The sequence below is a fragment of the Kribbella sp. NPDC048928 genome (genome assembly GCF_043197975.1).
GTDB lineage: Bacteria > Actinomycetota > Actinomycetes > Propionibacteriales > Kribbellaceae > Kribbella.
This window is the reverse complement of the sequence record NZ_JBICUC010000004.1, coordinates 781,653-807,918: the sequence shown is the minus strand read 5'-3', so window position 1 is coordinate 807,918 and position 26,266 is coordinate 781,653. Positions and strand designations below refer to the sequence as shown.

At 68.8% G+C, this 26,266-nt stretch carries 24 protein-coding genes; 10 read left to right on the top strand and 14 right to left on the bottom strand.

Going from position 1 to position 26,266, the window contains the following annotated elements; all coding sequences use genetic code 11:
- Positions 1 to 312: 312 nt before the first annotated feature.
- The 3 genes from ACGFI6_RS21790 to ACGFI6_RS21780 all read left to right on the top strand — a co-directional run bounded on the left by ACGFI6_RS21790 (position 313) and on the right by ACGFI6_RS21780 (position 1,197).
- Positions 313 to 510: a hypothetical protein gene (locus ACGFI6_RS21790; protein WP_393121145.1), complete on the top strand. Its 198-nt coding sequence runs from the start codon at positions 313 to 315 to the stop codon at positions 508 to 510.
- A 147-nt stretch (positions 511 to 657) separates the two neighbouring features.
- Positions 658 to 945 carry a WhiB family transcriptional regulator gene (locus tag ACGFI6_RS21785; RefSeq protein WP_130383944.1) on the top strand — a complete coding sequence of 96 codons (288 nt, stop codon included), beginning with the start codon at positions 658 to 660 and terminating at the stop codon, positions 943 to 945.
- A 66-nt stretch (positions 946 to 1,011) separates the two neighbouring features.
- Complete coding sequence (locus tag ACGFI6_RS21780; protein ID WP_393121143.1) at positions 1,012 to 1,197, top strand: hypothetical protein; 186 nt, start codon at positions 1,012 to 1,014, stop codon at positions 1,195 to 1,197.
- 66 nt (positions 1,198 to 1,263) lie between these two features.
- Here the strand turns inward: ACGFI6_RS21780 and ACGFI6_RS21775 are convergent, their stop codons facing one another.
- A complete protein-coding gene (locus ACGFI6_RS21775) occupies positions 1,264 to 1,785 on the bottom strand; it encodes an NUDIX hydrolase (protein WP_393121141.1) in 522 nt (173 codons plus the stop codon).
- Between the two features lie 18 nt (positions 1,786 to 1,803).
- Between ACGFI6_RS21775 and ACGFI6_RS21770 the strand changes: the two genes are divergently transcribed.
- On the top strand, positions 1,804 to 1,971 hold the full coding sequence (locus tag ACGFI6_RS21770; RefSeq protein WP_393121139.1) for a hypothetical protein: 168 nt from the start codon (positions 1,804 to 1,806) through the stop codon (positions 1,969 to 1,971).
- A 1-nt stretch (position 1,972) separates the two neighbouring features.
- Here the strand turns inward: ACGFI6_RS21770 and ACGFI6_RS21765 are convergent, their stop codons facing one another.
- Complete coding sequence (locus tag ACGFI6_RS21765) at positions 1,973 to 2,758, bottom strand: DUF899 domain-containing protein (protein ID WP_393121138.1); 786 nt, start codon at positions 2,756 to 2,758, stop codon at positions 1,973 to 1,975.
- A gap of 105 nt (positions 2,759 to 2,863) precedes the next feature.
- On the opposite strand from ACGFI6_RS21765, the gene ACGFI6_RS21760 reads away from it, so the two are divergent.
- Positions 2,864 to 4,327, top strand: a complete 1,464-nt coding sequence (locus tag ACGFI6_RS21760) for an MFS transporter (RefSeq protein ID WP_393121136.1) — start codon at positions 2,864 to 2,866, stop codon at positions 4,325 to 4,327.
- 3 nt (positions 4,328 to 4,330) lie between these two features.
- On the opposite strand, the gene ACGFI6_RS21755 is transcribed toward ACGFI6_RS21760, so the two are convergent.
- Positions 4,331 to 5,644 (bottom strand): ABC1 kinase family protein, encoded by a 1,314-nt coding sequence (locus ACGFI6_RS21755; RefSeq protein WP_393121134.1) that lies wholly within the window; start codon positions 5,642 to 5,644, stop codon positions 4,331 to 4,333.
- 130 nt (positions 5,645 to 5,774) lie between these two features.
- Positions 5,775 to 9,131 (bottom strand): bifunctional lysylphosphatidylglycerol synthetase/lysine--tRNA ligase LysX, encoded by a 3,357-nt coding sequence (lysX, locus tag ACGFI6_RS21750; RefSeq protein ID WP_393121132.1) that lies wholly within the window; start codon positions 9,129 to 9,131, stop codon positions 5,775 to 5,777.
- 109 nt (positions 9,132 to 9,240) lie between these two features.
- On the opposite strand from lysX, the gene ACGFI6_RS21745 reads away from it, so the two are divergent.
- Together ACGFI6_RS21745 and ACGFI6_RS21740 are read left to right on the top strand one after the other, a co-directional pair.
- Positions 9,241 to 9,915: a DUF998 domain-containing protein gene (locus ACGFI6_RS21745; RefSeq protein ID WP_393121131.1), complete on the top strand. Its 675-nt coding sequence runs from the start codon at positions 9,241 to 9,243 to the stop codon at positions 9,913 to 9,915.
- On the top strand, positions 9,912 to 10,658 hold the full coding sequence (locus ACGFI6_RS21740) for an alpha/beta fold hydrolase (RefSeq protein ID WP_393121129.1): 747 nt from the start codon (positions 9,912 to 9,914) through the stop codon (positions 10,656 to 10,658). The genes ACGFI6_RS21745 and ACGFI6_RS21740 overlap by 4 nt, the downstream gene beginning before the upstream one ends.
- Positions 10,659 to 11,019: 361 nt before the next feature.
- On the opposite strand, the gene ACGFI6_RS21735 is transcribed toward ACGFI6_RS21740, so the two are convergent.
- On the bottom strand, positions 11,020 to 12,270 hold the full coding sequence (locus ACGFI6_RS21735) for an ROK family protein (protein ID WP_393121127.1): 1,251 nt from the start codon (positions 12,268 to 12,270) through the stop codon (positions 11,020 to 11,022).
- A gap of 221 nt (positions 12,271 to 12,491) precedes the next feature.
- On the opposite strand from ACGFI6_RS21735, the gene ACGFI6_RS21730 reads away from it, so the two are divergent.
- Positions 12,492 to 13,952 carry an NAD-dependent succinate-semialdehyde dehydrogenase gene (locus ACGFI6_RS21730; protein WP_393121125.1) on the top strand — a complete coding sequence of 487 codons (1,461 nt, stop codon included), beginning with the start codon at positions 12,492 to 12,494 and terminating at the stop codon, positions 13,950 to 13,952.
- On the opposite strand, the gene ACGFI6_RS21725 is transcribed toward ACGFI6_RS21730, so the two are convergent.
- The 6 genes from ACGFI6_RS21725 to ACGFI6_RS21700 form a co-directional block, all read right to left on the bottom strand.
- Positions 13,939 to 14,649 carry a polysaccharide deacetylase family protein gene (locus ACGFI6_RS21725; RefSeq protein WP_393121123.1) on the bottom strand — a complete coding sequence of 237 codons (711 nt, stop codon included), beginning with the start codon at positions 14,647 to 14,649 and terminating at the stop codon, positions 13,939 to 13,941. The two genes, ACGFI6_RS21730 and ACGFI6_RS21725, sit on opposite strands and share 14 nt — an antisense overlap.
- Positions 14,650 to 14,821: 172 nt before the next feature.
- Positions 14,822 to 15,559 carry a 3D domain-containing protein gene (locus tag ACGFI6_RS21720; RefSeq protein WP_393121121.1) on the bottom strand — a complete coding sequence of 246 codons (738 nt, stop codon included), beginning with the start codon at positions 15,557 to 15,559 and terminating at the stop codon, positions 14,822 to 14,824.
- 91 nt (positions 15,560 to 15,650) lie between these two features.
- Positions 15,651 to 18,086: a glycoside hydrolase family 2 protein gene (locus ACGFI6_RS21715; RefSeq protein WP_393121119.1), complete on the bottom strand. Its 2,436-nt coding sequence runs from the start codon at positions 18,084 to 18,086 to the stop codon at positions 15,651 to 15,653.
- 71 nt (positions 18,087 to 18,157) lie between these two features.
- Positions 18,158 to 18,772: an SGNH/GDSL hydrolase family protein gene (locus ACGFI6_RS21710; protein ID WP_393121117.1), complete on the bottom strand. Its 615-nt coding sequence runs from the start codon at positions 18,770 to 18,772 to the stop codon at positions 18,158 to 18,160.
- Positions 18,769 to 19,866 (bottom strand): Gfo/Idh/MocA family protein, encoded by a 1,098-nt coding sequence (locus ACGFI6_RS21705; protein ID WP_393121116.1) that lies wholly within the window; start codon positions 19,864 to 19,866, stop codon positions 18,769 to 18,771. The genes ACGFI6_RS21710 and ACGFI6_RS21705 overlap by 4 nt, the downstream gene beginning before the upstream one ends.
- A 76-nt stretch (positions 19,867 to 19,942) precedes the next feature.
- The gene (locus ACGFI6_RS21700; protein ID WP_393121114.1) at positions 19,943 to 20,692 is read right to left on the bottom strand and encodes a sugar phosphate isomerase/epimerase family protein; all 750 of its coding nucleotides are present in this window, start codon (positions 20,690 to 20,692) and stop codon (positions 19,943 to 19,945) included.
- 273 nt (positions 20,693 to 20,965) lie between these two features.
- On the opposite strand from ACGFI6_RS21700, the gene ACGFI6_RS21695 reads away from it, so the two are divergent.
- Positions 20,966 to 22,021 (top strand): LacI family DNA-binding transcriptional regulator, encoded by a 1,056-nt coding sequence (locus tag ACGFI6_RS21695; protein WP_393121112.1) that lies wholly within the window; start codon positions 20,966 to 20,968, stop codon positions 22,019 to 22,021.
- Between the two features lie 248 nt (positions 22,022 to 22,269).
- Here the strand turns inward: ACGFI6_RS21695 and ACGFI6_RS21690 are convergent, their stop codons facing one another.
- The 3 genes from ACGFI6_RS21690 to ACGFI6_RS21680 form a co-directional block, all read right to left on the bottom strand.
- Positions 22,270 to 24,357, bottom strand: coding sequence for a molybdopterin-dependent oxidoreductase (locus ACGFI6_RS21690; protein ID WP_393121110.1), 2,088 nt, complete (start codon positions 24,355 to 24,357; stop codon positions 22,270 to 22,272).
- 33 nt (positions 24,358 to 24,390) lie between these two features.
- Positions 24,391 to 24,906 carry an AAA family ATPase gene (locus ACGFI6_RS21685; RefSeq protein WP_393121108.1) on the bottom strand — a complete coding sequence of 172 codons (516 nt, stop codon included), beginning with the start codon at positions 24,904 to 24,906 and terminating at the stop codon, positions 24,391 to 24,393.
- Positions 24,907 to 24,994: 88 nt separating this feature from the next.
- Positions 24,995 to 25,594: a TetR/AcrR family transcriptional regulator gene (locus ACGFI6_RS21680; RefSeq protein ID WP_393121106.1), complete on the bottom strand. Its 600-nt coding sequence runs from the start codon at positions 25,592 to 25,594 to the stop codon at positions 24,995 to 24,997.
- A gap of 78 nt (positions 25,595 to 25,672) precedes the next feature.
- On the opposite strand from ACGFI6_RS21680, the gene ACGFI6_RS21675 reads away from it, so the two are divergent.
- On the top strand, positions 25,673 to 26,209 hold the full coding sequence (locus tag ACGFI6_RS21675) for a 2TM domain-containing protein (RefSeq protein WP_393121104.1): 537 nt from the start codon (positions 25,673 to 25,675) through the stop codon (positions 26,207 to 26,209).
- Positions 26,210 to 26,266 lie beyond the last annotated feature (57 nt).

Genomic DNA, 26,266 nt, shown 5'->3' with positions numbered 1-26,266 from the left:
GTGCTGTCGCATCCTGGGAGAACAGGCCGTGTTCTGCTCCCGGCAGACGTGGCAGTTAGATGACAGAGGCAACGATCCCGGAGCGTGCGGACTGCGCCCCGGAGCGTGCCGGAAGCGCTGTTCGACCGTGAGATCCGGCCGTCGGAGCGGCAACTTCCGGCCAACTTCGCAAACTGGCGATAAATAGTTTGCAGGCCCCGACTCCGGCGGCGTACTGTTCTTTCTGCGGTCGAAGCCTGGCCGAAAACTTCAAACACCATAGCGATCGAGCTAACCGCCCGGTTCGCCACAACGAGAGGAGGTGCCCTGGAAATGATTACCAACACGGTCAAGATGCCGTTCAGCGACGCTGTAGCGCTGCCGTGCGCCCAGATCCCGGGTGCCTCGCCGCGTCTGCACGTCGCGACCGTTGTGCTGCTGGCTTCCGGCGCTGCCCAGTTCAAGGGCGGAGCCGTCGGCGATGCGAAGTACGGCGGTTCGGGTTCTCGAGCATGGAGTCCACCGGTCTGACGAGAGTCAGAGCCGGCACCTCCAAGGCCGCGGAACCCACCAAGGGTCCCGCGGCCCTTTTGTTTGTCCACAGATTTGGGGATTACCAACCGGTAATCCTCACCGACGACAAGAGATCAGCACCAAAGTCACTGGGAGGTGACCGGAATGAGCGTGAGCTTCCTCGATGTCTTCACCGAGGTGGCAACGTCGCAGGACCTGCCCTGTCGGTCCTACGCGCCAGAACTCTTCTTCGCCGAATCGCCGGCGGACGTCGAGTACGCGAAGTCTCTCTGCACGACCTGCCCACTGCAGGCCGAGTGCCTGGCCGGAGCGCTCGAGCGTTCCGAGCCGTGGGGCGTGTGGGGCGGCCAGCTGTTCGTCCAGGGTGTGGTGGTTCCGCGCAAGCGGCCACGCGGACGCCCGCGCAAGAGCGACACCGTTACCGCTGCCTGAACGACTACCAACCATCCGAAACGAGTCCGAACGATGACCACACAGACTTTGCCAAGGAGCAACGAAATGCATTTACTTCATGAAGACCTCGCCCGTGCTCATTGTCGTACTTCACTGAAGGCCGCAGAGCAGAACCGGCGCTTCCGCCTCGCTCACCAGATCGAGAAGGCGCAGAAGCAGGCCGAGCGGGCCGGCCGGCGAGCTGAGAGGGCCAGCGCACGCGCGCGCCTCGCACTCGCCCGCCTGGTCTGATCCACCAGAATCACAGCCTGACCAGCTGAACTACTGAGGGGCGGCACCCAAAGGGGGTGCCGCCCCTCAGCCTTGGACGAGCAGTTGCAGCAGCCCGATCAGCGTCAGGCCGCTGACGATCTCGTGCCGGGCGATCATCCCCGGGAGGTCGGCGATCGGGACCCACTCGATCCGGTCCGACTCGTTCCGCTCGGTCGGTTCACCGATCCGGGTCGCGCTCGCCGCCCGGAACACGAAGTGCCGGGAGTCCATGATCCCGGCGGCCGGCTCCGACCGGATGAGCTCGGTCAGCCCGTCCGCCCGCCAGCCGGTCTCCTCCAGGAGCTCCCGCCCGGCCGCGGCCTCCGGAGTCTCTCCGGGCTCGATGATCCCCATCGGGATCTCCCACGCCCAGGTGTCGGTCAGGAACCGGTGCCGCCACATCAGCAGCACGTGCTCGTCGCGGGTGACGACCGCCGCCGCGATGTCCTTCAGCCGCACGGCGTGATAGTCGAACCGCTTGCCGTCAGGTTGCTCGACGTCCAACCGCCGTACGCTCATCCACTGGTTGCCCCAGACCTCACCCTCACCGTGAACTGTCCATCGCACACGGTGCAGACTAGTGGCATGGCAAGTGCTACCTGTGCGTTGTGTGGTCAGCGGGCTGAGTCCGAGGAGGCGCCGCTGACCTGGGTGACGTCGTTCGAAGACGGCCGGAAGCTCGTGTATTGCGACCGCTGCTCGCGTGAGAACGTCCGCAACATCGAGGGCAAGCTCGACTCCGTCTACTGGTGAGTCAGTACCGGTCCGGGACCCGCATCGCCGGCCCGCCGACCTGCAGCCCGAGCGGTTCGGCGCGTCCGGACGGTTCCTCCCACGCCTCCTGCCGGCCGAGCACGGTGAGATCGAGGTACCGGTAGCCGTTGTGGAAGTCCTCGATCCCGCGGCCGAAGGTCGAGTACGTGTGGAACACCTGGTCGCCGTCGCGCAGGAACGTACTGATACCCGGCATCTCCTCACCGTTCAGGTCGGCGGTCCACGGACCGTTCGACCACGGCGTCCCCTTCTCGGTCGCCAGCTCCTCCTGCGTACGGAAGTGCAACAGGACCGGCGCGACCCGGTCGTCGAGAGTGGCGTGGAAGTCGTAGTTGAAGTCACCGGGGTACGACGAGTACCACGGGAACGTCCACCCCATCCGCTCGCGGTACGCGGCGAGCTTCCCGTACGGCGCCCGTGAGACCGCCGCCAGCGTCGTGTTCCGGACGTGCAACTGCCGCAGGTTGCCGATCTCGTCCGCGGCTGACGAGCAGCTCGGGCACGCCTCGTCCCAGTCCGGCCCGTACATGAAGTGATGGATCACGAGCTGGTCCCGCCCCTCGAACAGGTCCAGCAGCCCGACCGGCCCGTCCGGGCCCTCGAAGGTGTACGGCTTCGTGATCCGAACCATCGGCAGCCGCCGCCGCTCTGCGTTCAGACGGTCCTTGGCCCTGGTCACCTCCTTCTCCAGCCTCAGTAGCTCGCGACGGGCCGCCAGCCAGTCGTCCGCCGACACGACCTCAGGGAGGTTTCCGAACGTCGTCATCACCGTCTCCGCTTCTCGAGGAAGAACTTCTCTCCTAGGTATGTCGATGCTGAGCGGCTCCACTCGACGCCTGGGTGAAGACACTCCTCGGAAAGGACCGGAAACATGACTCTCACGCTCGAGGCGGACGCTGTGGCCACCGGCCGGCGCCAGTGGATTGCGCTCGGCGTCCTGTGCCTGGCGACGCTGCTGGTGTCGCTGGACCTGTTCGTGATGCTCCTGGCCGTACCGGCCGTTACGGACGCACTCGGGGCCACCAGCGCCCAGCAGCTCTGGATCCTCGACGTGTACGGCTTCATGGTGGCCGGCCTGATGATCACGATGGGCAACCTCGGCGACCGCATCGGACGCCGCCGGCTGCTGCTGATCGCCGCCGCCGTGTTCGGCGTCGCCTCGATCGTGGCGGCGTACTCGGTGAACCCCGGCATGCTGATCGGCGCCCGTGCGGTGCTGGGCATCGCCGGCGCCGCGATCACGCCGTGCACACTGTCGCTGATCTCGACCCTGTTCCCCGATTCCCGGCAGCGGGCCACGGCACTGGGTGTCTTTGGCGGGTGCTTCACGGTCGGCGCCATCGTCGGCCCGATCGTCGGCGGCATCCTGCTCAACCACTTCTGGTGGGGTTCGGCGTTCCTGATCGGTGTCCCCGCGATGATCGTGCTGCTGGCAGTGGGGCCGGTGCTGCTCCCCGAGTACCGCAACGAGCACGCCGGGCGGATCGACGTACCGAGCGTCCTGCTTTCGCTCGCGGCGATCCTGCCGGCGATCCACGGCCTGAAGCACCTGGCCGCGCACGGCGCCGGCATTCAGTCCCTCGGTGCGCTCGCCGTCGGCGTCGTCTTCGGCTGCATCTTCGTACGGCGGCAGCAGCACCTGAGCGACCCTCTGGTCGACGTCCGGCTGTTCGCCCGGCGGACGTTCAGCGTCACGCCCGGCAGCATGACGGCGTACTCGATGCTGTCCGGCGGCGTCATGGTGTTCGTCGCCCAGTACTTCCAGCTCGTCAAGGGGATGAGCCCGTTGGAGGCCGGGCTCGCGCTGGTCCCGGGCATGCTCACCTCGACCATCAGCTTCCAGCTTGCGCCGCGGCTGGCGCAGCGGATCCGCCCGGCCGTCCTGATCCCGGCCGGCGTCGCTCTGACGGTTGTGGGGATGGCCGTCGTCAGTCAGACGACATCGACGACCGTGCTGGTGGTCGCGTTCGCGCTCCAGGCCTTCGGACCGGGCGCGCTCGTCACGTTGGGTACGAACCTGGTCATCGGCTCGGTGCCGCCCGAGAAGGCCGGTTCCGCGGGCGCATTGACGCAGACCGGGAACGAGTTCGGCTATTCGCTCGGTATCGCCGTACTCGGCAGCGTGGTGACCGCGGTGTACCGAGGCCGGACCGGCAGCAACTCCCTCGGCGAGACGATCGCCCAGGGCGCCTCCGGTGACGTTCTGACTCAGGCTCGCGAGGCCTTCACCTCCGGTCTGCACCTTGCCGCCGGCGTCACTGCGGTGGCGCTGGCCGGGATGGCGATCCTGCTGGCCGTCACGCTGCGCGCACTGCCGCCTCTCGGTCGTCGATAGCGCTCAGTCGTCGGTGAAGCCCGGCAGGAGCTCCTCGAGCACACCCCGGAACGGCGCCTCCGCCTCGAGTTGGGACAGTACGGCCATACCCCCGATCCACACCCGGTGGATCAGCAGGTACGACGGCGGCATGTTCAGCCGCAGGGCCAGCGAGGCGTTGGGCGAGCGGAAGTCACCGGTCCGGTTCGCCTGCGCCCGCATCCAGGCCCGGCTGAACTGGAAGGTCTCCTCCCGGGCCGGCTCCGCGAACGGCGCCAGATAATCCATCAGCTGCTCCGGGTCGATGTCCATCCGCGGCTTGATGAAGCCCTCGGCCTTGAGCCCGTCGCGAACCGCCGTCCCGTCGCCGTTCAGGGAGATCCGGAGCAGCCGCCCGATCGCCGGCGGCAGGCCGTCCGGGAGCCGCGCGCAGAGACCGAAGTCGACCACGCCGAGCCGGCCGTCCGCGAGCACGCGGAAGTTGCCCGGATGCGGGTCCGAGTGCAGCAGGCCTGCGTACTTCGGCCCGCTGAACATGAAGCGCACGTACTTCAGCCCGATCGCGTCCCGCTCTTGTCTGCTGCCGTCGGCGATGTACGACGAGAGCGGGCGGCCCTCGATCCACTCCGAGACGATCACCGAGGGGGAGTGCTTCACGACCCGCGGAACGACGAATTCCGGGTGGTCCTTGAAGGCGTCGGCGTACTGCTGCTGCGCCTGTGCCTCGCGGTCGTAGTCGAGCTCCTCGCCGATCCGCTCCTGGAGCTCCGCCACCAGCGGCTTCACGTCCAGGCCGGGGATCAGTGTGCCGATCGTCCGCCCGAACCGGCCGAGCTGGCGAAGGTCCGCACGCAGCGCCTCCGCGGCGCCCGGGTACTGGAGCTTGACGGCGACCTCGCGGCCGTCCTTGAGCCGCCCGCGGTGCACCTGGCCGATCGACGCGGCCGCGGCCGGGATGTCGGCGAACTCGTCGAACCTGTCCCGCCAGCGCTTGCCGAGCTCCCGGGACAGGATCGTGTCCACCGTCGACATCGGCATCGGCGGAGCGGAGTCCTGGAGCTTGGTCAGGGTCGCCCGGTACGGCGCCGCGAACTCCTCGGGCATCGCCGACTCCATCAGGCTGAGCATCTGCCCGAACTTCATCGCGCCGCCCTTGAGCTCACCCAGGACGGCGAACAGCTGGTCCGCCGTACGCCGCTGGAACTCGGCGAACACGGCCTCGGCGGGCGCGCCACCGATGCGCTTGCCCAGGCCGACCGTGGCCCGGCCGGCGGCACCGAGGGGCAGGCTGGCGAGTTTCGCGGTCCGGCTCAGCGCCTTACGAGGAAGGTCCGACACGTACCCATTCTGTCCGGTCGCCCAAGCCGGGACGAAACAGGGGCGGGGGGGGGGGGGGGGGGGGGGGCGGCCCCCCCCCCCCCCCCCGCGGGGGGGGGGGGGGGGGGGGGGGCCCCCCCCCCCCCACGCCCTAGTCCCGTGGTGCAGGGCGGACGAACGGGAAGGCCAGGGTGCTCCGGATGTTCTGCCCGGTCAGCATCATCATCACCCGGTCCACCCCGATCCCGAGACCGCCCGACGGCGGCATCGCGTACTCCAGGGCGGACAGGAAGTCCTCGTCCAGCGACATCGCCTCGGGATCGCCCGCGGCGGCCTTCAGCGACTGCGCGGTGAGCCGTCGACGCTGCTCGACCGGGTCGACCAGCTCGGAGTAGGCCGTACCGATCTCGGCACCGAACGCGACCAGGTCCCAGCGCTCGGCGAGCCGTGGTTCGGAGCGGTGGGTGCGGGTCAGCGGCGACGTCTCGAGCGGGAAGTCGGTGTAGAACGTCGGCAGCGTGGTGTTCGGCTCCACGAGCTCGTCGTACAACTCCAGTACCAGCTCGCCCGCAGACATGTCGAACGTCGTGTGGACGCCGTGCTCCGCGCACAGCTCCCGGAGCCGCTCCGCGGGCGTGTCCGGGTCGATCGCCGTACCGGCGGCGTTGCCGACCGCGTCGTGGACGGTGATCACGGGCCAGTCGCCGGAGATGTCGAGTTCCTCGCCGTCCCGCCGGACGACGGGCTTGCCGTACACCGCGGTCGCCGCCTCGATCAGCAGCTCGCGGGTGAGCTCGCGCATCACGTGGTAGTCGGCGTACGGCTGGTAGGCCTCGACCGAGGTGAATTCCGGGTTGTGGGTCGCGTCCGCGCCCTCGTTGCGGAAGTTCCGGTTCAGCTCGTAGATCTTGCCCATCCCGCCGACGCTGAGCCGCTTCAGGAACAGCTCCGGCGCGATCCGCAGGAACAGGTCGGTGTCGTAGGCGTTGATGTGTGTGACGAACGGCCGCGCGTTCGCGCCACCGTGTACGGCCTGCAGCATCGGCGTCTCCACCTCGATGAAGCCGCGGGTCTCGAAACCGTTGCGCAGCGCCCGTACGGCGGCGCTGCGCTGCTGCATCATCCGCAACGAGTCCGGGTTCATCACCAGGTCGATGTGCCGCTGCCGGACGCGGGCCTCGGGGTCGGTGAAGCCCTTTCGCTTGTCGGGCAAGGGATGCAGGCACTTCGCGGCCATCGCCCACGAGGTGCCGGCGAGCGACAGCTCACCGCGGCGGCTGGTGACGATCTCGCCGGTCACGCTGACGTGGTCGCCGATGTCGACGAGACGCCGCCACTGGTCCAGTGGTACGTCGCCGCACGACTCGGCAGTGAGCATCACCTGCAGCTGCGTGAGCCCGTCCTGCAGCTGCGCGAACGAGAGGCCGCCGTGGTCCCGCATCCGCAGGACGCGGCCGGTCACGGACACGGTGTGGCCGGTGTGGTGATCGGCCGGCAGGTTCGGGTACAGCTCCCGGACCCGCTCCAGCGTCTCGGTCCGCGGCACGCTGACCGGGTACGGATCGATGCCCGCAGCAACGAGTTGGGCCAGCTTCGTACGCCGGATCTGTTCCTGCTCGGTGAGCTTGCGCTCGGGCAGCGGCGGCCGCAGCAGCTCGGTTTCCTGTTCGCGTACGGCGGTGGAGAACGCCTGACCGTCCGTGGCCTTGATCGCGTGCCGTTCCGCGGATCCGATGCTGTCGACGCGGGTCCACGGCCGCGGCGCCGGCAGGAAGCCCTCCGCGGTACCGACCGCCAGCAGCACCTGTGCCAGCGATGCTCCACGCGAGTAGCAGATCAGGCGGGGCGACCAGCGCGGCAGGTACTTCTCGTTCGACTGGTACAGACTCTCCCACTGCCAGAACCGCGAGGCCGCGGTGAGAAAGGCGTTCGTGAGTCGCAGCACCGGTCCCGCGCCGACCCGCTCGGCGTCGCTGAAGATCTCCCGGAACACCGCGAAGTTCAGCGAGATGCGGTGCACGCCGAGGTCGCCGGAGGCCTCCACCAGCGACGTCACCATGAACTCGATCAGCCCGTTCACGGACTCGGGGTCGCGCCGCATCAGGTCCAGCGAGACACCCCGTACGCCCCACGGAGCGAACGACAGCAGGCCGCGGACCTGACCGTCGGCGTCGCGCGCGATCACCATCACGCACCGCGCGTCGGCCGAATCACCCAACCGGCCCAGGGCCATCGAGAAACCACGCTCGGTCCGCGCACCCCGCCACTTCTCCGCGAGCCTCGTGTACTCCGCCATCGCCTGTGGCGACAGGTCTCCGTGCCGGACCACCTCGGCGTGGTAGCCGGCGCGCTGAACCCGCGTCACCGCCTGGCGTACCGGCCGCATCGTCCGGCCCTCGAGCGTGAAGTCAGCGACGTCGATGATCGCCTCGTCGCCCATCGACAGCGCGCGCAGCCCGGCGTCGACGTACGCCTGCGCCGCCTCCTCGCTCGCCGACAGCACCGCGGGCGACCACCCGTACCGGCGGGCTTCCGCCAGCCAGCGCTGGATCGCGGCCGGCCACGCGACCGGATCACCGAGCGGATCGCCGCTGGCCAGGCTGACGCCGTTCACCACCCGGTACGCGATCGCGGCGTCGTTGCCCGGGGCGAACACGACCGCCTTGTCGCGGCGGGTGGCGAAGTACCCGAGAGAGTCGCGCTCGCCGTGCAGCAGGAGCAACCGGCGTACCTCGAGCTCCTCCGGCTGAGTCAGGTACCGGACGCGCTGCACCGAGCGGAGGAAGATCCAGAACGCGACCACCAGCGAGGCGGCCGAGATCGCGCCGACGGTGAGGCCGATCCAGCCGTGGCCCTCGTGACCGCCCATCTTGTTGCGGGACTGGCCGAGCGCGGCGATCACGGCCCAGCCGATCTTCTGCCGCTGGCCGCTGAGCGTGCGCGGGAACAACTGGGTGAGGGTGATGCTGACGGCGATCGAGATCACCATGCCGGAGACCAGCGCGGCGATCGCGAGCCGGCGGCTACCAGGGGCGAGCCGGGCCGGGAAGGCGCCGCGGATCGTCCACAGCAGAACGACGATCGCGGCGACCACGACGGCCTGGACGATGCCCCACTCCAGGTCCTGAACGCTCGCCGGACCGAAGTCGCGGAGCAGATCGGTATCGGTGGGATTCGCCAGCCGGACGCTGGTGAAGGCGATCCCCGCCACCTGCGCGAGCAGCCAAAGCGCCTCGAAGACCCACAGCACCCAGAGCAGGGCCGCGCGCTTGCCGCGCAGCAACGCGCTGCCGACGACCGCGAGGTAGACGGCGGAGAAGAACGTGTGCCCGGCCGGGATGCCGACGAAGTCGAACGCGGTGTCGACGTGCTTGACGAATCTCGGAGCACCGACATGCAGCGGAATCGCGATGAACGACCACACCGAGGCGACCACGACAACGCGGCCCACCCAGACCGCGGCACGATGCTGCCACGCCGGGATCACTGCTGTTTGTTCCGACGGCACCCGCCGATCATCCCATTACTTTGCTGAGACTTCGGTCGACCTAGCACTACCTTGACGGTACAGCTGACGCCACAGCCAATACTTTGGTTGACATGGCACGGTGTTCGGCATGGCCGCCGTTCCGTACCGCCTGATCCGCAACCTGATGCTGGCCGGCGCTGTGCTCTACTGCAGCCTGCTGCTGGAGGCGGCGGCCGGCTTCCCACTGGACGTCGGCAACTCGTTCCTCAGCGAGCTGGGTGCGTTGGACCAGTCAACGAGTCTCTGGGCACGGGCGATGGACCTGGCGACAGGCGTGTTGCTGCTGATCGCCGTACTGCTGGGGAGGCCGGCGGCGCGGGCGCGGCGCGAGCTGGCCGGGCTGCTGATCAGTACGGCGGCGTTCGGGCTCGGAACGCTGTTCGACTCGTTGTCGCCGATGGACTGTGCTCCGTCAGCCAGTGCTGCGTGCCGGGCAGCTGAGGCGAACGGACAGACAGGTGTGGACCTGGTACTGCATGAAGTGACCTCGACGGTCGCAGGTCTCGGCAGCATCGCTATGGGCGTGTTTGCGGTGCTCGTACTCCGGAGGGCGGGCTGGGGCGGCGCCTGGAGCAGGCTGGTTGCCGTACTGGCTGCTGCGGTTGCTGCGACACAGACGTGGCTGGGGCTGCAGACGGGACACGATGTGCTCGTGGGTGACGACCTGGATGCACCGGGCATCCTCCAGCGCGTCTCGGTGCTGCTCGTTTGCTTAATGCTGGGGACATTGTTACCAGGTCTGAGGCAGGCTTTGTCTCGATGACAGTGACCTGGATCGTGGTACCCGGCCTGGCTGAGACTCCGGAGGAGTTCGGCCGGGTCGTCGAGCTGCTGCCGGACCTCGACGTCCGGGTCATCGATCCGTGGCGTACGCCGATCACGTCGGACGTGGACGCCCTGCGCGCAGCCGCCGGCGTACCGCCCGATGCTGAGGTCGCACTGGTCGGTCACTCGATCGGTGGCCTCGCAGTACTGCGTTGGGCGCTGACCCGACCGCATGAGGTGACCCGGCTGGTACTGGTCGACAGCAGCCTTACGTCGGAGACCGGGTGGCGTCCGTTCTACCCGGGGCGGCGTGGGGACCGGGCAGTGCGCTCGGTGGTGAAGGCCCTGGCGCGGATCGGCGTACCGCAGCTGCTCGGACCTGGCGTACGGCAGTTGATCGTGCGGCTGGGCAGTACGGCCAACCACGACCCGTTGTCGAGAGCAACCGCCAAGGCGCGGTACGGCGGGCGTGAGTCGTGGCTACTGTTCTGGGACGAGCTGGCCGGCAGCTGGGAGCTAGCCGCCGAGGTAGCCAAGCTAGTAGCCACCCCAGTAGGCGCCATCGCCCCCACAGCCCTCCTGGTAGCAACCGGCGGCAGCTCCCGCTTCACCGCCAAGAGCTGGCTGGCCGGCCAGCAAAGGCTGGCCGACGTACTAGGCGCGACGGTCGAGGTCCTGAAGGACTCAGCCCACCTCGTCCACCTGGACCGCCCAGACGCGATCGCCCAAACGCTCGCATAATTCCCTTCCGCGCACGGCCCTGGCTGTCGTACGCTCTTTCTACTGAAACAGTCGTGGCAGTCGTTCTCTGTGGTGGGTGTGCACAATGAGTGATCGCATTCCGATCGACCTGCGGTGCAAGTGGTTCCTGGACGACCTGTGGGCCCACTGGCGCCGGATCCACCGCCTCTACGCGACCCGCACGTACGGCTGGGGCAGGCGATGATCGTCATCACCTGCTCTGCCTGTGATCGACGCATGTTGCTGCCGATGAGCATGGTGACGGGTCTGGACCGCCGGCTGGACCTGGCGGGACAGGTGCTCTACGAGCTCACCTACACCTGCTGGTGTGGTGCTCCTGGTGCGAAGGTGGTGCCCGGACCTAGGTAGTGCTCGTCATGGCGGGTGTGGGGAGCTTGCGTTGCCACACCTCGTCCAGGGCCATGCGCATTGCGCCTGTAACCACTGCGTCCTCGGCTAGTGCGGAGAGCTCGAGCTTCGGGTGGTTGAGGGTGAGTAGACGCAGCTGATCCGAGATGGCGTCGAGTAGCACGGCACCGGCGCGCGCGACACCGCCACCGATGACAACAGCAGTCGGATCGAGCACCAGTACGGACGGAGCCAGCGCACGGGCGAACGTCCGCGCCACCTGCTGTACGACGGCCTGTGCGACCGGGTCACGCTCCGCAGCGGCCGCGAACACGTCTGCGGTGTCCAGCTGCTCGCCGCCCAGCTCGGCCAGCCGCGACTTCGGGTTGTCCAGCGCCGCCTGGCGTCCCAGTGCCGCGATCGCCTCGGAGCCGACCGCACGCTCCAGTGGGCCGCGGCTGTCCTCAGGGTTGATCACGTCGGCGGTGTCGGTGGCGATGAAGCCGATCTCGCCGGCCGCTCCGGTCCCGCGGTGCAGCCGCCCGTCGATGACGATGCCCGCACCGAGCCGCTCGCCCCACTGGACGGCCAGCAGTGTGCCGGTGCCGCCGCGCGCGGCAGCGATCGCCAGGGCCGCCAGGTTGGCGTCGTTGTCCAGCATTACCGGGCAGTCGAGCAGACCGCGCACGTGCTTGATCAGGTCGACCGCCGACCAGCCCGGCACGCTCGGGACCAGCTGGACCCGGCCGGTGTGCTCGTCGACGATGCCGGGGCTCGCGGCGACCACGGCAGCGACGTCCTCGGCCGGCACCTCGGCCTCGGCCAGGGCCTCGTTGATGACCTCACCGATCACGCCGAGCAACTCCTGGGCGCTCCAGCCCGGCCCCGACCGGCGGACCAGCGACAGCTTGCGGCCGGCCAGGTCGGACACGCCGACGGTCACCCGGTGCGGGCCGACGTCCAGCCCGAGCACCGGCGCCGCGCGTCCGCGCAGCGAGACGCGGATCGCCGGGCGGCCGAGCGAGCGGTCCGCGGAGTCGGGCCCGTGCTGCTGCAGCCAGCCGGCATCGAGCAGCTCGTCAACGGCCTGGGCGACCGTCGGCCTGGCCAGACCGGTGCGCTCGACCAGTTCAGCGACGCGCAGCGGTGCCGGCGCGGACCTGCGGACCGCATCCAGAACCGAGGCGACATTGATCCGCCGCAGCATCGTCGTACCGCCGCCGCCGACCGTTCCCTTGCCCATGTCCGACCCCTTGCCTGCCACTCGCACAGTATAGAGAGCGAGCGTTCGTAAATACTGTTCAATGGCCGCGCCGACTGGCGGATACCGGTGCGTGAGTCGACAACTATCACTCCGGGGGTGCCCGATGCTCCAGTACACGCATCTCTGCCCGGAATCGGGCCGGTTTAGTCCTACGTCCCCGGTCCGGCCGCTTCCGGGGCGCGACCTAATCTGGGTAGTGCCGACCAGTGAAAGGCAGGGTTATGTCCCGAGAGCAGGATGTCGTCGAGGCGTGTCCGACCGAGTTGTTCATCGGCGGGAAGTGGGTCGCGGCCGCGGGCGGCAGGACGCTCCCGGTCGAGGACCCGGCCACCGGGACGACGCTGTGTGACGTGGCCGATGCGAGTCCCGCGGACGGCCTGGCCGCGCTGGATGCGGCCGTCGCGGCGCAGGCGGAGTGGGCCGCGACGGCGCCGCGGGAGCGTGGCGAGATCCTGCGCCGTACGTACGAGCTGATGACCGAGCGGGCCGACGAGCTCGCGCTGCTGATGACGCTGGAGATGGGCAAGCCGGTCGCCGAGTCGAAGGGCGAGATCGCGTACGCGGCCGAGTTCTTCCGCTGGTTCGCCGAGGAGGCCGTCCGGATCGACGGCGGCTACCAGATCGCGCCGAACGGCGCCGGCCGGTTCCTGGTGATGCGTCAGCCGGTCGGGCCGTGCCTGCTGATCACCCCGTGGAACTTCCCGGCCGCGATGGGTGCCCGCAAGATCGGCCCGGCGGTCGCGGCCGGCTGCACGATGGTGATCAAGCCGGCTGCGCAGACGCCGCTGTCGATGCTCAAGCTCGCCGAGCTGATGGCCGAGGCCGGGCTCCCCGCCGGAGTGCTGAACGTCGTCACCACGCAGGACGCCGGCGGCGTCATGGAGCCGCTCATCCGGGACGGCCGCGCCCGCAAGCTGTCCTTCACCGGATCCACTCCCGTCGGCCGCAAGCTGCTCGAGCAGGCCGCGGATCAGGTGCTGCGGACGAGCATGGAGCTCGGCGGCAACGCGCCGCTGCTGGTCTTCTCCGACGCCGACCTGGACAAGGCGGTCGACGGCGCGATGCTGGCCAAGATGCGCAACGGCGGCGAGGCCTGTACGGCCGCCAACCGGATCTATGTGCACTCGTCGGTGATGGACGAGTTCGCGTCCCGCCTGACCGAGCGGATGGCCGCGCTGAAGGTCGGCCGCGGCACCGAGGACGGCGTCGACGTGGGGCCGCTGATCGACGCCAAGCAGCGCGACAAGGTGGCCGATCTGGTCGCGGACGCGATCGCGCAGGGCGCGCGTACGCTCACCGGCGGGGCGATTGCCGACGGCAACGGGTACTTCTTCCAGCCGACCGTGCTCGCCGACGTACCGCAGAGTGCGCGGTTGCAGAAGGAGGAGATCTTCGGACCGGTCGCACCGCTGACCGCGTTCGAGACCGAGGACGAGGCGGTACGGCTGGCCAACGACACGGAGTACGGCCTGGTGTCCTACCTGTTCACGAACGACCTGAGCCGCGCGCTGCGGGTGTCGGAGCGGCTCGAGGCCGGGATGATCGGGCTGAACCAGGGCATCGTGTCCAACCCGGCGGCACCGTTCGGCGGCGTGAAGCAGTCCGGCCTCGGGCGTGAGGGCGGCTCGGTGGGGATCGACGAGTACTTGGAGGTCAAGTACGTCGCGGTCACCGTCGACTGACGAGCTGCGTCACGGTCACGAGCTGGTAACCGCGGGCGCGGAGCTCGCGCACGATCGGCCCGACGGCCTGGGCGGTGTACGGCGCGTTGTCGCCGCCGTGCATGTGCAGTACGACGATCGACCCGTTCTGTACGTGGTCCAGGACCTGCTTGACGATCGGCTGTGCCGCCTTGGCGAACCCGTCCGCGCCCGGTACGTCCAGACCGACCGCCGTGACGCCTGCTGGTGCCAGCTCGTGCAGTGCGGTCGCGTCGTAACAGCCACCGGGGAAGCGGAACCACCTGGTCGCATGCGGATCCAGCTGGTCCAACTGCACGATGGCCCGCCGTACGTCGGCCAGCATCTGGCCGCGAGGCACTGTCCCCAGGGTGTAGCAGTGCTTGGTGAAACCGCGGTGGTCGTACGTGTGCGTGCCCAGCTCGAACAGCGGGTCCTTGGCGAGCTCCTTCGTCACCTCGGGGTACTGCTCCATCCACATGCCCGTAAGGAACAGGGTGGCCGGTACGTGCAGTGTCCGGAGCTCGTCGATCAGCGGCTTGTTGTAGTACGACTTGACCTTCCCGGAGACCAGCCGCTTCCGCATCAGCGCAGTGAGATCCGCGTCGAACGTCAACGCGATCTGCTTCTTGTCCCGCGGGCCATGGTCGAGCACGGGCATCGCCTTGGCGTTGGTCGACGTACCAGGCCGTACCTGCACGCGGGCCATCGTCGGCCTGAGCGGCTGCGTCGTACGTGCCGGAACCACAGGGGCGCGCGTCTGCGGCACGACACCTGCCGACGCAGTTCCTGCCGGCGGCTTGGTGTCGCTGCACGCTACGAGTGTCAGTAACAGGGCACTGATCGCTACACGTTTCCCCCAGGTCACCCGCTCACTCTACGGTGAGGGCGAGTCGCTGGATGCCCCAGTTGTCCGCATCCGGGCCAGGCGGGAACCAAACGTCCACGATGTCGTCCTTGATCCAGCTGCCGATGTCAGCGGCGTAGCAGTGCCCGTAGCCCGGCACGTACAGCCGCGTACCCCACGGGATGATCCGCGCGTCCACGGCGCAGATCCCGGTGCCCGCGTTGTAGCCGAGTGCGGTCTGCGCGACGTCGTTGTACGCCGACACGCGGTAGGTCAGCGTCGTGCCCGCAGGCATCCGGTACGCCGCCAGCCGGTTCGAGGAGTCCAGCCGGTACGACGTACTGATCTGACCGACCGACGACGCCGACGTGTCCTCGGCCGACATCGCGTACACCTGGTAGTGCGCGCCGTCGCACGGGCTCGCATCGGTGACCTGCAGTGTCGGCTGACCCCAGTCACTGATCCACTGCAGCGCCTGGCCGTTCCGGAACGCCCGGTACGCCTTCGCGCCAGGCACTCGGTCGAATGTGAACGTCACCTTCCCGTCCGCACCGAGCCCGCACTCGACACCTGTCGGCGCGGGCAACCGGCCACTGACGTCGTACGGCGGCGCAGTGGTCCCGTTGCCGTGGCCGCCGGAGACCGGGCGGTCGGGAATCGGGCCGGTGTAGAAGTGCTGGCAGGCCGGGAGGGCCGCCGATGCGGTGGCCGGAGCCACCAGAAGAGAAGCCAAACTCAGCAGGACAACGGCAAGAGAACGCATGACGGCAGGACCTCCGAGGTGGGGCGGGACCAAGGGGTTTCACCCCCAAGTAGCGGTCCCGCCGCACCTTTAGTCAAGGTCTCGACGTAAATCAGTTCACCAGGTCGTTCGCCGACCGCAGGACCGGTACGCCGACCTGCTCCGGCGCGCTCGCACCGATGACGTGGAACGTGTGGCTCTGGCCCGCGGACAGCGTGACCAGACACGAGTCCACCCGCGCCGCCGCGTCCAGCCGGTCCGGGAAGAGCGCGAGGTCCTTCACCAGCGCGGTCGCGGTGACCGTCACGTCGTACCCGCCGTCGGTCGGCGTGACCGTGGCCGTGTACGCGTCACCGGCGAGCTGCAGCCCGGTGTCCTCGACGAAGTACCAGTATGCGGTGACCTCGCCGGCTGCGACCTCGACGTACTCGGCGGAGGCATCTTCGGGGGTCGCCACCGACTCGGGAAGGTCGCTGACGACCGCCGACCGGGCACCGATCTCGACCGCGAACGTCTCCTGCGCCAGCACCTTGCCGTCGGCCGCGGTCGACCGGCGGGTGACTGTCACCTCGGCCGACCAGGCCTCGTCCGTGTCGTTGTGCGCGGCAACTACCAGCCCGTTCTCGCGCGGCTGCACGGTGAACAGGCGGTCGGCGTACACGCGCTTCAACGCGTACCACAACGGCTTGCGGATCCCGTGCCCGTCGACGGCGGCCCAGGAGACGACCGGCCAGTTGTCGTTCAGCTGCCACACGATCGCGCCGGTGTTCAGCGGGAACAGCGACCGGAAGTGTTCGATGCCGTAGGCAACAGCACGCGCCTGGTTGAGCTGCGTGGTCCAGTGCCAGTCGTCGATGCTGCTCCACTTCGGCAGGTGCTCACCGAGACCACGCTCGAGCTTGAGGTTGCCCTCGAACGCCTTCTGGTGCACGAGCATCTGCTCGCCGTACGGGTCGAGCGGCGAGTCGTGCACCACCGACGTCAGCGTCGACCAGGCCGGCGGGCCCTGGAACCCGAACTCCGACACGAACCGCGGCTTGTAGTCGCGGTACGTTGTGTAGTCCACCTGGTTCCACACGTCCCAGATGTGCATCGTGCCGTGCCGGTCGTCGTTCGGGTGGATGAACTGGTCGAACGAGTACGGGCTGCCGGCCGAGTACGGCGTCCGCGGGTCGAGCTCCGCGACGACGCGCGGCAGCAGGTCCAGGTAGTACCCGGCACCCCACGCGCGGCCGGCGAGCGGGCCCCGCCAGTTCCACTCGACGTACCCCCAGATGTTCTCGTTGTTGCCGTTCCAGACCGCGAGGCTCGCGTGCTTGCTCAGTCGCGTGACCGCCTCGCGCGCCTCGGCCTCGACCTCGCTCCACAGCGGCTCGTCCTCGGAGTACGCCGCGCAGGCGAACAGGAAGTCCTGCCAGACCAGGATCCCGAGCTCGTCGCAGGCGTCGTAGAAGTCCTCGCTCTCGTAGATCCCGCCGCCCCAGACGCGCAGCAGGTTCATGCTCGCGTCGACCGCGTCCTGGATGCTCGTCCGGTACGTCTCGGCGTTCAGCCGCGTCACGAACGCGTCGTCGGGGATCCAGTTCGCACCGCGGACGTAGATCGGCTTGCCGTTCACGGACAGTACGTACGGCGTGCCGTCGTTGTCCGGGGCAACGTTCATCGTGACGGTACGGAAGCCGACCCGGCCGGTCCACTCCTCGTCGGTCAGCTTCACCACCACGTCGTACAACGGCTGCTCGCCATGACCGCGCGGCCACCACAGATCGACATCGTTGACCGTGTTGGTCAGCAGTACGGAGTCCCAACCGGGCTTGACGGTCACGGACTGCGTCGTCCCGCCGACCTCAGCGGTGACGGTGACGTACTCCGCGGCGGTGTCGGTCCACGCCAGCGAGACATGGGTGTTCAGCACGCCGTCTGCGCTCGCGAGCGGACGGACGGACTGAATCCGGACGCCGGACCAGGACTCGATCCGGATCGGCCGCCAGATGCCGACGGTCGCGACGTCCGGCCCCCAGTCCCAGCCGAAGTTCGAGGCCATCTTGCGCAGCTCGTTGTACGGATGCAGGTTGGTGTGCGGCCAGCTGCCGACCTCGGCCCGCTTCGCCTCGGCCGCCGCCACCGGACCCTCGAACTCGACGACCAGTTCGTTCTCCCCGGCCACCATGATGCCGGTGACGTCGAACCGGTACGAGCGGTGCTGGTTCGCCGTCCGGCCGAGGCTCCGGCCGTTCAGCGTCACCGTCGCGACAGTGTCCAGGCCCTCGGCAACCAGCTCCTGCCGGTCGTTGCCGTCAGCAACCCACGTGAACGTCGACCGGTAGCTCCAGCGGGTACGGCCGATCCAGTGCAGCTTGGACTCGTTGTCGCCGTCGAACGGATCCGGGATCTCACCGGCCGCGAGCAGGTCGGTGTGCACCTCGCCGGGCACGGTCGCGACCACCGGTCGGCCGATCAGGCTGTCGGGCACCTGCCCTCCAACGGCTTGCACGGTCCAGGCGACCCCACCGTCGGAGGTCAGATCGAAGGTCTTCAGCGATGTCACAGTGGGGCTCCAGGGGATGAACCGGTTTAGTGAAACTGCACCGCTCCCTGCCAGGCGGGGAGCGGTGGAGGTCAGTCGAGGACGTACTGTCGCCACAGGTCGGCGAGGGCACGGTGTCCGGCCGCGGACGGGTGCACGCCGTCGCCGGCGAGCGTCGCCGCGCCGGCGGTGGCGGCCTGCTTGGTCAGCTCGACGTCGGTCGGGACCAGGATCGCGCCGTACTCGACGGCGAGCTTCCGGACCACGTCGAGCTTCGGGTCGAGGTCCTCGCGCCACGTCTCCTGGCCGTCCTTCACCGGCAGCAGGAACGGCTCCATCAGGACCACCGGGCAGGACAGCGAGTCGAGCAGTTCGCGGTACGACGCCTCGAAGGCCTCCGGCGTCGTCGGGTCGTTCTCGTCGTACCGGCGCCAGGTGTCGTTGATCCCGATCAGGATCGACACCAGCGCAGGGTCGTGGGCGAGCACGTCGGTGGCCCACCGGGCGGCCAGATCGACCGCCCGGTTGCCGCTGATGCCCGCGTTGACGATCGACGGCCGGCGTTCACCGAGCCGGCCGGACAGATCGTCGTACACGTTGCGCACATAGCCGTCGCCCAGCCCGTCCGGGTCGGTGCGGCGGCCGCAGTCGGTCACCGAGTCCCCGGCGAACACGATGGTCCGCCGGGGATCCAGGGGGATGCTCACAGGGTGGCCGCCGTCACGTCCCAGTCGTCCGGCAGGATCGGCGCGACGTCGACCGTGCTCTGCACGTCGACGAACGCGCCGGTGTCGATCGAGTCGGTGATGGACGCCATCACGTCGACGATGTGGAACGCCAGCGCCCCGGTCGCCCGATGGTCCCGGCCGGCCCGGATGGCGCGCGCCATCTCGAGGACGCCGGTCCCGCGCTGCGCGACCGCCTTGGTCTCGGCGATGGTCTCCCAGTCCTCCGCGCCGCGACGGCGGATCTTGATCGCACCGTCGAACCCGTTCGGGTCCGGTACGGCCAGGGTCGCGTCCGCGCCGGTGATCTCGACGAACCCGCCCCGCGACAGCGGCGAGTCGAAGCTGAAGATGCTCTGCGACGACTGCCCGGACTCGAACTTCGCGATCGCGCTGACGTGCGTCGGCACTGTCACGTCGAAGTCGGTCCCGGCCAGCGGACCGGAGCCGATCGTGCGCTTCTCCTTGGACTTCGAGCCGATACCCGCCACCGCGGCGACCGGACCGAACAGCTGCACCAGCGTGGTCAGGTAGTACGGGCCGATGTCCCAGAGCGGGCCTGCGCCCTCCTGGAACAGGAACGCCGGGTTCGGGTGCCAGGACTCCGGGCCGGGGGACTGCATCAGCGTGAGCGCGGTCAGCGGCGTACCGATGTCACCGCGCTCGATGATCCGCCGGGACTCCTGCAGACCCGGGCCGAGGATGGTGTCCGGCGCGCAACCGAGCCGCACGCCCGCATCCTTGGCCGTGGCCAGCAGCTTGAGCCCGCTGTCCTGATCGAGGGAGAACGGCTTCTCGCTCCAGACATGCTTGCCTGCGGCAACCGCAGCGAGCGCGACCTCGACGTGCGCGACCGGGATGGTCAGGTTGACCACGATCTCGACGTCCGGGTTGTTCAGCACCACCTCGGGGCCCCCGTGGGCCTCGATGCCGTACTCCTTGGCCTTCGCCTCGGCCGCCTCCGGGCGCAGGTCGCCGATCGCGACGACCTTCAGGTCCGGGAAGCTCTGCATGCTCTTGATGTAGGCGTCGGAGATCACTCCGGCGCCGACGACACCTACACCGACAGAGCTCATCGACGTCCTCGCTTCGCTCCGGGCGCCGATGAGGCACGATCGCGGCTGTGCTTGATGATGAACTCGCTTCGCTCGTTCATGCAGGCGCACCCTCTCCGGTGAGGAAGGCGTACGAGCCCTCGACCGCGTCGAGGATCTCGCCGGTGAAGTCGTCGAGCTCGACGACCCGCAGGGCCTGCGGCGCCGCGGCCAGGATGTCCCGGACCGCGATGACGCCGTCGCCGACCGCGACCTGGGCCTTGTTGTTCAGCGTGCCGTCGCCGTCCTTGACGTGGATCGCGGTGACCCGGTCGCCGAACTTCTTCAGCAGCGCCGGTACGTCCGCGCCGCCGACCGCGGCCCAGTACGTGTCGACCTCGAGGATCACGTTGTCGGCCAGGTTGTCGGCCAGGATCTCCAGGCCGTGCGCGCCGCCGATCTTCGACTCGAGTTCGAACTGGTGGTTGTGGTACCCGACCGTGATGCCGTGGTCGGCGGCCTCGGTGGCGGCCTTGTTCAGGCCGTCCGCGATCGCCTTGATGTCGTCGGCGGACTGCCAGCGGGCCGGGTCGGTGTGCGGGTCGATCACCGTGGTGATGCCGAGCCGCTTCGCCGCGGCGTAGATCGGGGCGGCCTCGTCGCGCAGCAGGCCGGCGTGCGTGGTGGGGGCCGAGAGTCCGTGCTTGGGCAGCGCGTCGGCCAGACGGTCCGCGTAGGCGGTCACACCGAAGGGCTCGACCTTCGTGTAGCCGATCTCCGCGATCCGCGCCAGGGTGCCGTCGAAGTCCTCTTCGAGCTTGCCCCGGACCGTGTAGAGCTGGAGGGACAGGTGGTCCTTTGCGACCATGGTTTCTCCTAGTCGGCGGCGCCTCGCCCGCTGCCCTGGGGTCGGCGCCGACTGGTAAGCCGAACCGGTTAAGTAACGACGGCAACCGTATCCCACCGGCCCCCGTCGACACCACCCTCCGCCCAACGACTGGGCGGTCACCTGAGAGTTTCCCCAGAATGTGGGGTTTGACCAAACTGTCACCTTGTGTGTGCAGCTGATGACACAGGGTTGAAGTGGGAGGACACTTGAATCACCGGGCCGGTGGTCCGGGCACCCGGTGAGGAGGGTGTCGTGTCCCGTGTGACCATCAAGGAGATCGCCCGGCGCTGCGGGGTCTCGCAGGGCGCGGTGTCGTACGCGCTGAACAATCGTCCCGGTGTCTCGGCGGCCACCCGTGCGCGGGTGCTCCGGGTCGCGGCGGAGCTCGAGTGGGTGCCGAACCGGGCCGCGCGTCAGTTGTCCGCGGCGCGCAGTGAGACGTTCGGGCTGGTGCTCGCGCGGAGTCCGCAGACGCTGATCGAAGAGCCGTACTTCATGGGCTTCGTCGGTGGTGTCGAGTCGGTCCTCTCGGAACACTCGTACGCGCTGGCGCTGCAGGTCGTCGCGGACCTCGACGAGGAGTTGGCGACGTACCGGAAGTGGTCTGCCGAGCGCCGCGTCGACGGCGTACTGGTGGTCGATCTGCGGGTCGCCGATCCGCGGATCCCGGTGCTGCGAAAGCTCGGGCTGCCGGCAGTACTGGTCGGAGATCCAGCGCTCGCCGAGGGTATGCCGTGTGTGTGGACGGACAGTACGGCGGCGATGAACGCGGCGCTCGAACATGTCGCTGCGCTCGGGCATCGGGTGATCGCGCGGATCGCCGGGCCGCCCGAGTTCGGTGACGTCTGGATCCGTGACCAGGCCTTTGACGCGGCCGTACGTCGACTCGCCCTCACTGCAACCACGCACCACACCGACTACTCCGCCGCCCAAGGCGCCACCGCGACCCACGCGGCGCTGGCGGATGGTCCGACGGCGATCGCCTACGACAACGACCTGATGGCGGTCGCCGGACTGGCGGTCATCCAGGCGCTCGACCTCCACATCCCCGACGACATCACGCTGGTCGCCTGGGACGACTCCCCGCTCTGCCGCATCACTCACCCGACGCTGACAGCCCTGAGCCACAACGTCGTCGGCTACGGCGCCGAAGCAGCCCGCCACCTCTTCGCCGCGCTAACCGGAGCCCCACCCCAACCGCACCTCTACTCAACCCCAACCCTCATCCCCCGAAAGAGCTCCGGCCCCTCACCAAGCCCTCACCCATCACCCCGTCAACAGGTAAGCGATGTGCAGTTCGACAGGTAGTGCACCGCGGGACACCGTACGCAAACACGACCGACACGCTCAGGTGCACTACCCGCCGACCGACATCCGGCCGACACCTCCTGTCCAGCATGCACCCCTCCGCGGATGCACCGACCTCCCTCCACCCACGCCGATTTGAGTGGTTAACCCCTGAAAGTGCCGGTTCCCCGTCCGCATGCCGTCGGCCAACGGTCCACTGCCGAGGTTCACCCCTCAAATGGTCTCCGGATCCGGGAAGGGGAGGGGGATCAGGCGGGGGTGACTGTTACTGGTACGCCGTTGATGGCTGCGGTGCCGGCGACGGGGTCGGTGAGGTGGGGGTCGGTGATGTCGTTGGCGCTGGGGCCGGGGACCTGGTTGGCGATGGTGAGGCGGGCGCCGGGGCGGTTGTGGCCGAAGCCGTGCGGGAGACTGACCACGCCGGGCATGATGTCGTTGCTGGAGGCAACTTCCACGGCGATCGAGCCGGCCGCGGAGGTGACCGTGACGAGCTGGCCGTCGGTCAGGCAGCGATCGGTGAGGTCGTCGGGGTGCATCAGCAGGTGGTGCCGCGGCCGGCCCTTCACCAGACGTTCGGAGTTGTGCATCCAGGAGTTGTTGTTGCGCAGATGCCGCCTCCCGATCAGCAACAGCTCGCCCGACGCCACCGGTGCCAACGTGTCGAGCCGCGGCAGGTCGTCCAGAATCATCCGCTGCGCGAGATCGATCCGCTTCGACTTCTGGTGCAGCGCGGCGGGGAGCGCCGGCTGCAACGGCCCGAGATCCACGCCGCCCGGCGAGCGGCGCAGCTTGCCGAGCGACAACCGGTACGGCCCGATCCGTAGCCCGGCGTCCACGATCCACCGCGGTGGCGTCCGCAGCCGCGCGGTCACCTCGGCCCGGCGCCGGCCCCAGGGAGTCCGTCGCACCAGCGCCAGCCCGAGGTCGCGGAAGATTTCCCAGTCGTGCCGGGACGACGCGGGCTTCGGCAGTACGGCGTTGTTCCATCGAGCAGTGTTCCGTACGGCGAGTTGGTGGAACACGATGTCGTAGTGGTCCCGCTCCAACGGCGGAGCCGGCGGCAGGATCACGTCCGCGTGCCGGGTGGTCTCGTTGATGTACGGATCGATCGCGACCATGAAGTCCAGCGAATCGAGCGCCTCGTCCAGCCGGCGACCGTCCGGCGTGGACAGCACCGGGTTGCCCGCGACCGTCACCATCGCCCTGATCTGCCCGTCGCCCGGCGTCAGGATCTCGTCGGCCATCGTCGACACCGGCAGCTCACCGCCGAACTCGGGCAGCCCGCGCACGCGGCTCTTCCAGACGCCGACATGCCCGCGTCCCATCCCGAGCAGCGTGTTCACCGCCGGCCGCGGGAACATCGTCCCGCCCGGCCGGTCGAGGTTGCCGGTGATGATGTTGAGCACCTGGATCGCCCACTGGCAGATCGCCCCGAACTGCTGGGTCGACACCCCGACGCGTCCGTAGCAGGCGGCCCGATCAGCTTCGGCAAACTCCCGGGCGGTTCGCCGGATCGCGTCGGCCGGGATCCCGGTGACGTCGGCGGCCCGCTCCGGCGTCCACGCCTGCACAGCGTCCTCGACCGCGGCGAACCCGTCGACGTACTCCGCCGTCCGCGCGAACCCCTGCGCGATCACCTCGTGGATCACCGCAAGCAGGAACGCCGCGTCCGTGCCGGGCCGGACGAAGTGGTGTTCGTCCGCGACCGCGGCGGTCTCGGTGCGCCGCGGATCGACGACGACCAGCCGGCCGCCGCGTTTCCGCAACTCCTGCAGCCGTTTTCCGAAACCGGGCGCGGTCATCATGCTGCCGTTCGACGCCAACGGGTTCGCGCCGAGCATCAGCAGGTACGACGTCCGGTCGATGTCCGGTACCGCCACCATCAGCTGATGCCCGTACAAGAGGTACGACGACAGCATCTGTGGCAGTTGGTCGATCGAGGTCGCGCTGAATCTGTTCCGGGTGCGGAGCTGCCGGACCATCGTCGGCATGTGGGTGAGCGCGCCGAGGCTGTGCACGTTCGGGTTGCCGAGATAGACGCCGACGGAGTTCCGTCCGTGCTCCTGCTGGATCGCGGACAGCCGGTCGACGACTAGTTCGTACGCCGCCTCCCAGCTGATGTCCTGCCAGCCGTCGGGTGTCTTTCGTACGGGCGTCGTCAGCCGGTCCGGGTCCTCCTGGAGATCGCGGAGCGCGACTGCCTTCGGGCAGATGTGTCCGCGCGACAACGGGTCGGACTTGTCGCCACGGATGTCCGTCACGCGGCCGTTCTCGACGGTCACGAGCACGCCGCAGATCGCTTCGCAGAGATTGCAGGCCGTCCGCCGTACGCTCATCGCCCCAAACTACCCTCGGGTAGCAGGCCCCGGCTACGAGTCGAACTGGGCCTCGTCGAGGCGGCCGAGGATGGCGTCGACGGTCTCGCCGACGGACAGGTCGGAGTTGTCCAGCCAGAGACCGCGCCGCGGACTGAAGGCGTGCAGCTCGTAGTCGAGCTCGTCGACCAGGTGATGCGCGCCGCCGATCCGGTCGGAGATCACCTCCGGCCGGGGCGTCAGGACGACCAGATACCGCGGGCGGGTGCGGATCCCGTCCAGGAACTCGCGCAGCAGTTCGCCGATCACGACGTCCTGCAGGACCACGGTGAAGCCGGCCTTCGCGTACTCGTCGGCGGACTTGCAGGCGAGCCGGTAGCGCAGTTGCAGCTGGCGTTGTGCTTCGAGTACGTCGTCGGCCATCGAGGCCTGTCCGCTGACGATCATCCGGCGGAAAACGTCCCCCCGCAGATGCACGCCGTACTGGAATCTCTCGGCGAGCATCTGGGACACCGACGACTTCCCCGCCGCCATGATTCCGCTGACGACGATCACCCCCTCGGACTCCATGCCGTGATCGTGCCACTTCCCGGCCGGGTTTAGACCCGGTCTCGGCGATTCTTGTCGAAATCCCAGCTTTGTAAGGCCTTAGGGCGTGTCAGGCCATCAGGGTTTCGAGGTGGTGGCGCAGGACCTGGCGGACGCGGGCCGGGGTGGTGCGTTCGGGCTGGATCGCGGCATGCAGCGCGAGGCCGTCGATCAATGCGTGCAGGCGCTCGGCCTCGCGGCGCAGGTCGAGGCCGGCGAGCAGTGCGCCGTCGTCGGCGAGTGCGCGCAACAGCGACTCGCAGAGGTGCCGGAGCCCGTTGTGCACGGTGTCGACGTGTTCCTGCAGGGTGCCGGCACCCGACTCGGCGCGGGCCTGCGCCATGAACGCCATCCAGACGTCGAACTCGGCCCGGCGCTCGGCGTCCAGTGGCAGCGCCTCCTCGAGGTATCGCAGGGCGATCGCCGTGGCGTTGCCCTTCGGCTCGATCGCGGAGACCCGTTCGGTGACGCGCCGCGACACCAGGTCCATCGCGAAGCTCAGCAACCCGTCCTGGTCGGGGAAGTAGTAGCGCACCGCGCCCGCCGACCAGCCGGCCTCGGCGGCGATGGTGCGCACCGACGCGGCCCGGATCCCGTCCCGGCGGACCACCCGCCAGAGCGCCTCGGCGATGTCCTCGCGGCGGGCGGCATGGTCGACGATCTTCGGCATGGAACCTTTTTAGCACAACTGTGTTACCTTGAGTTTTAAACACAGTCGTACTTAAACAATCCCGGGAGGGGAGAGACCGTGCTGCTCGCTGTGATCGCCGCGTGTGAGATCGGGTTCTGGGTGCTGCTGGCCGGGGGCCTGGTGACGCGCTATCTGCTCCGGCTGCCGAGGGCCGGGATGGTTCTGCTCGCTGCCGTACCGCTCGTCGACGTCGTGATGCTGGTGGCGAGCGTGGTGGACATCCACCGCGGAGCGGAGCCGGCGTTCAAGCACTCGCTGGCCGCGATCTTCATCGGTGTCAGCGTCGGCTTCGGTCACCAGACGCTGAAGTGGGCCGACGGTTGGGCGGCGCACTTCCTCGGCGGCGCACCGCGACCGGTGAAGCCGCCGAAGAAGGGTCCGGAGCGGGCCCGTCGCGAGCGTGCCGGGTGGTTCCGCCACCTGCTGGCGTACGTCGTCGGTGTCGGCATCATGATCGGCCTGGGCCTGCTGAGCGGCCGTGGGTACGACGCGGCGCTGGCCCCGGCCGCGACCTGGACGATCGTGCTCGTGATCGACGCGATCGTGTCGTTCAGCTACTCGTTCGACCGGGCCGAGGAGAAGCAGTCGGCCTGATCTTCGGAAACTTGTTGGCGCCTGGTGACGAAAATGTTCCGGAAAGCTGCGGTCTGG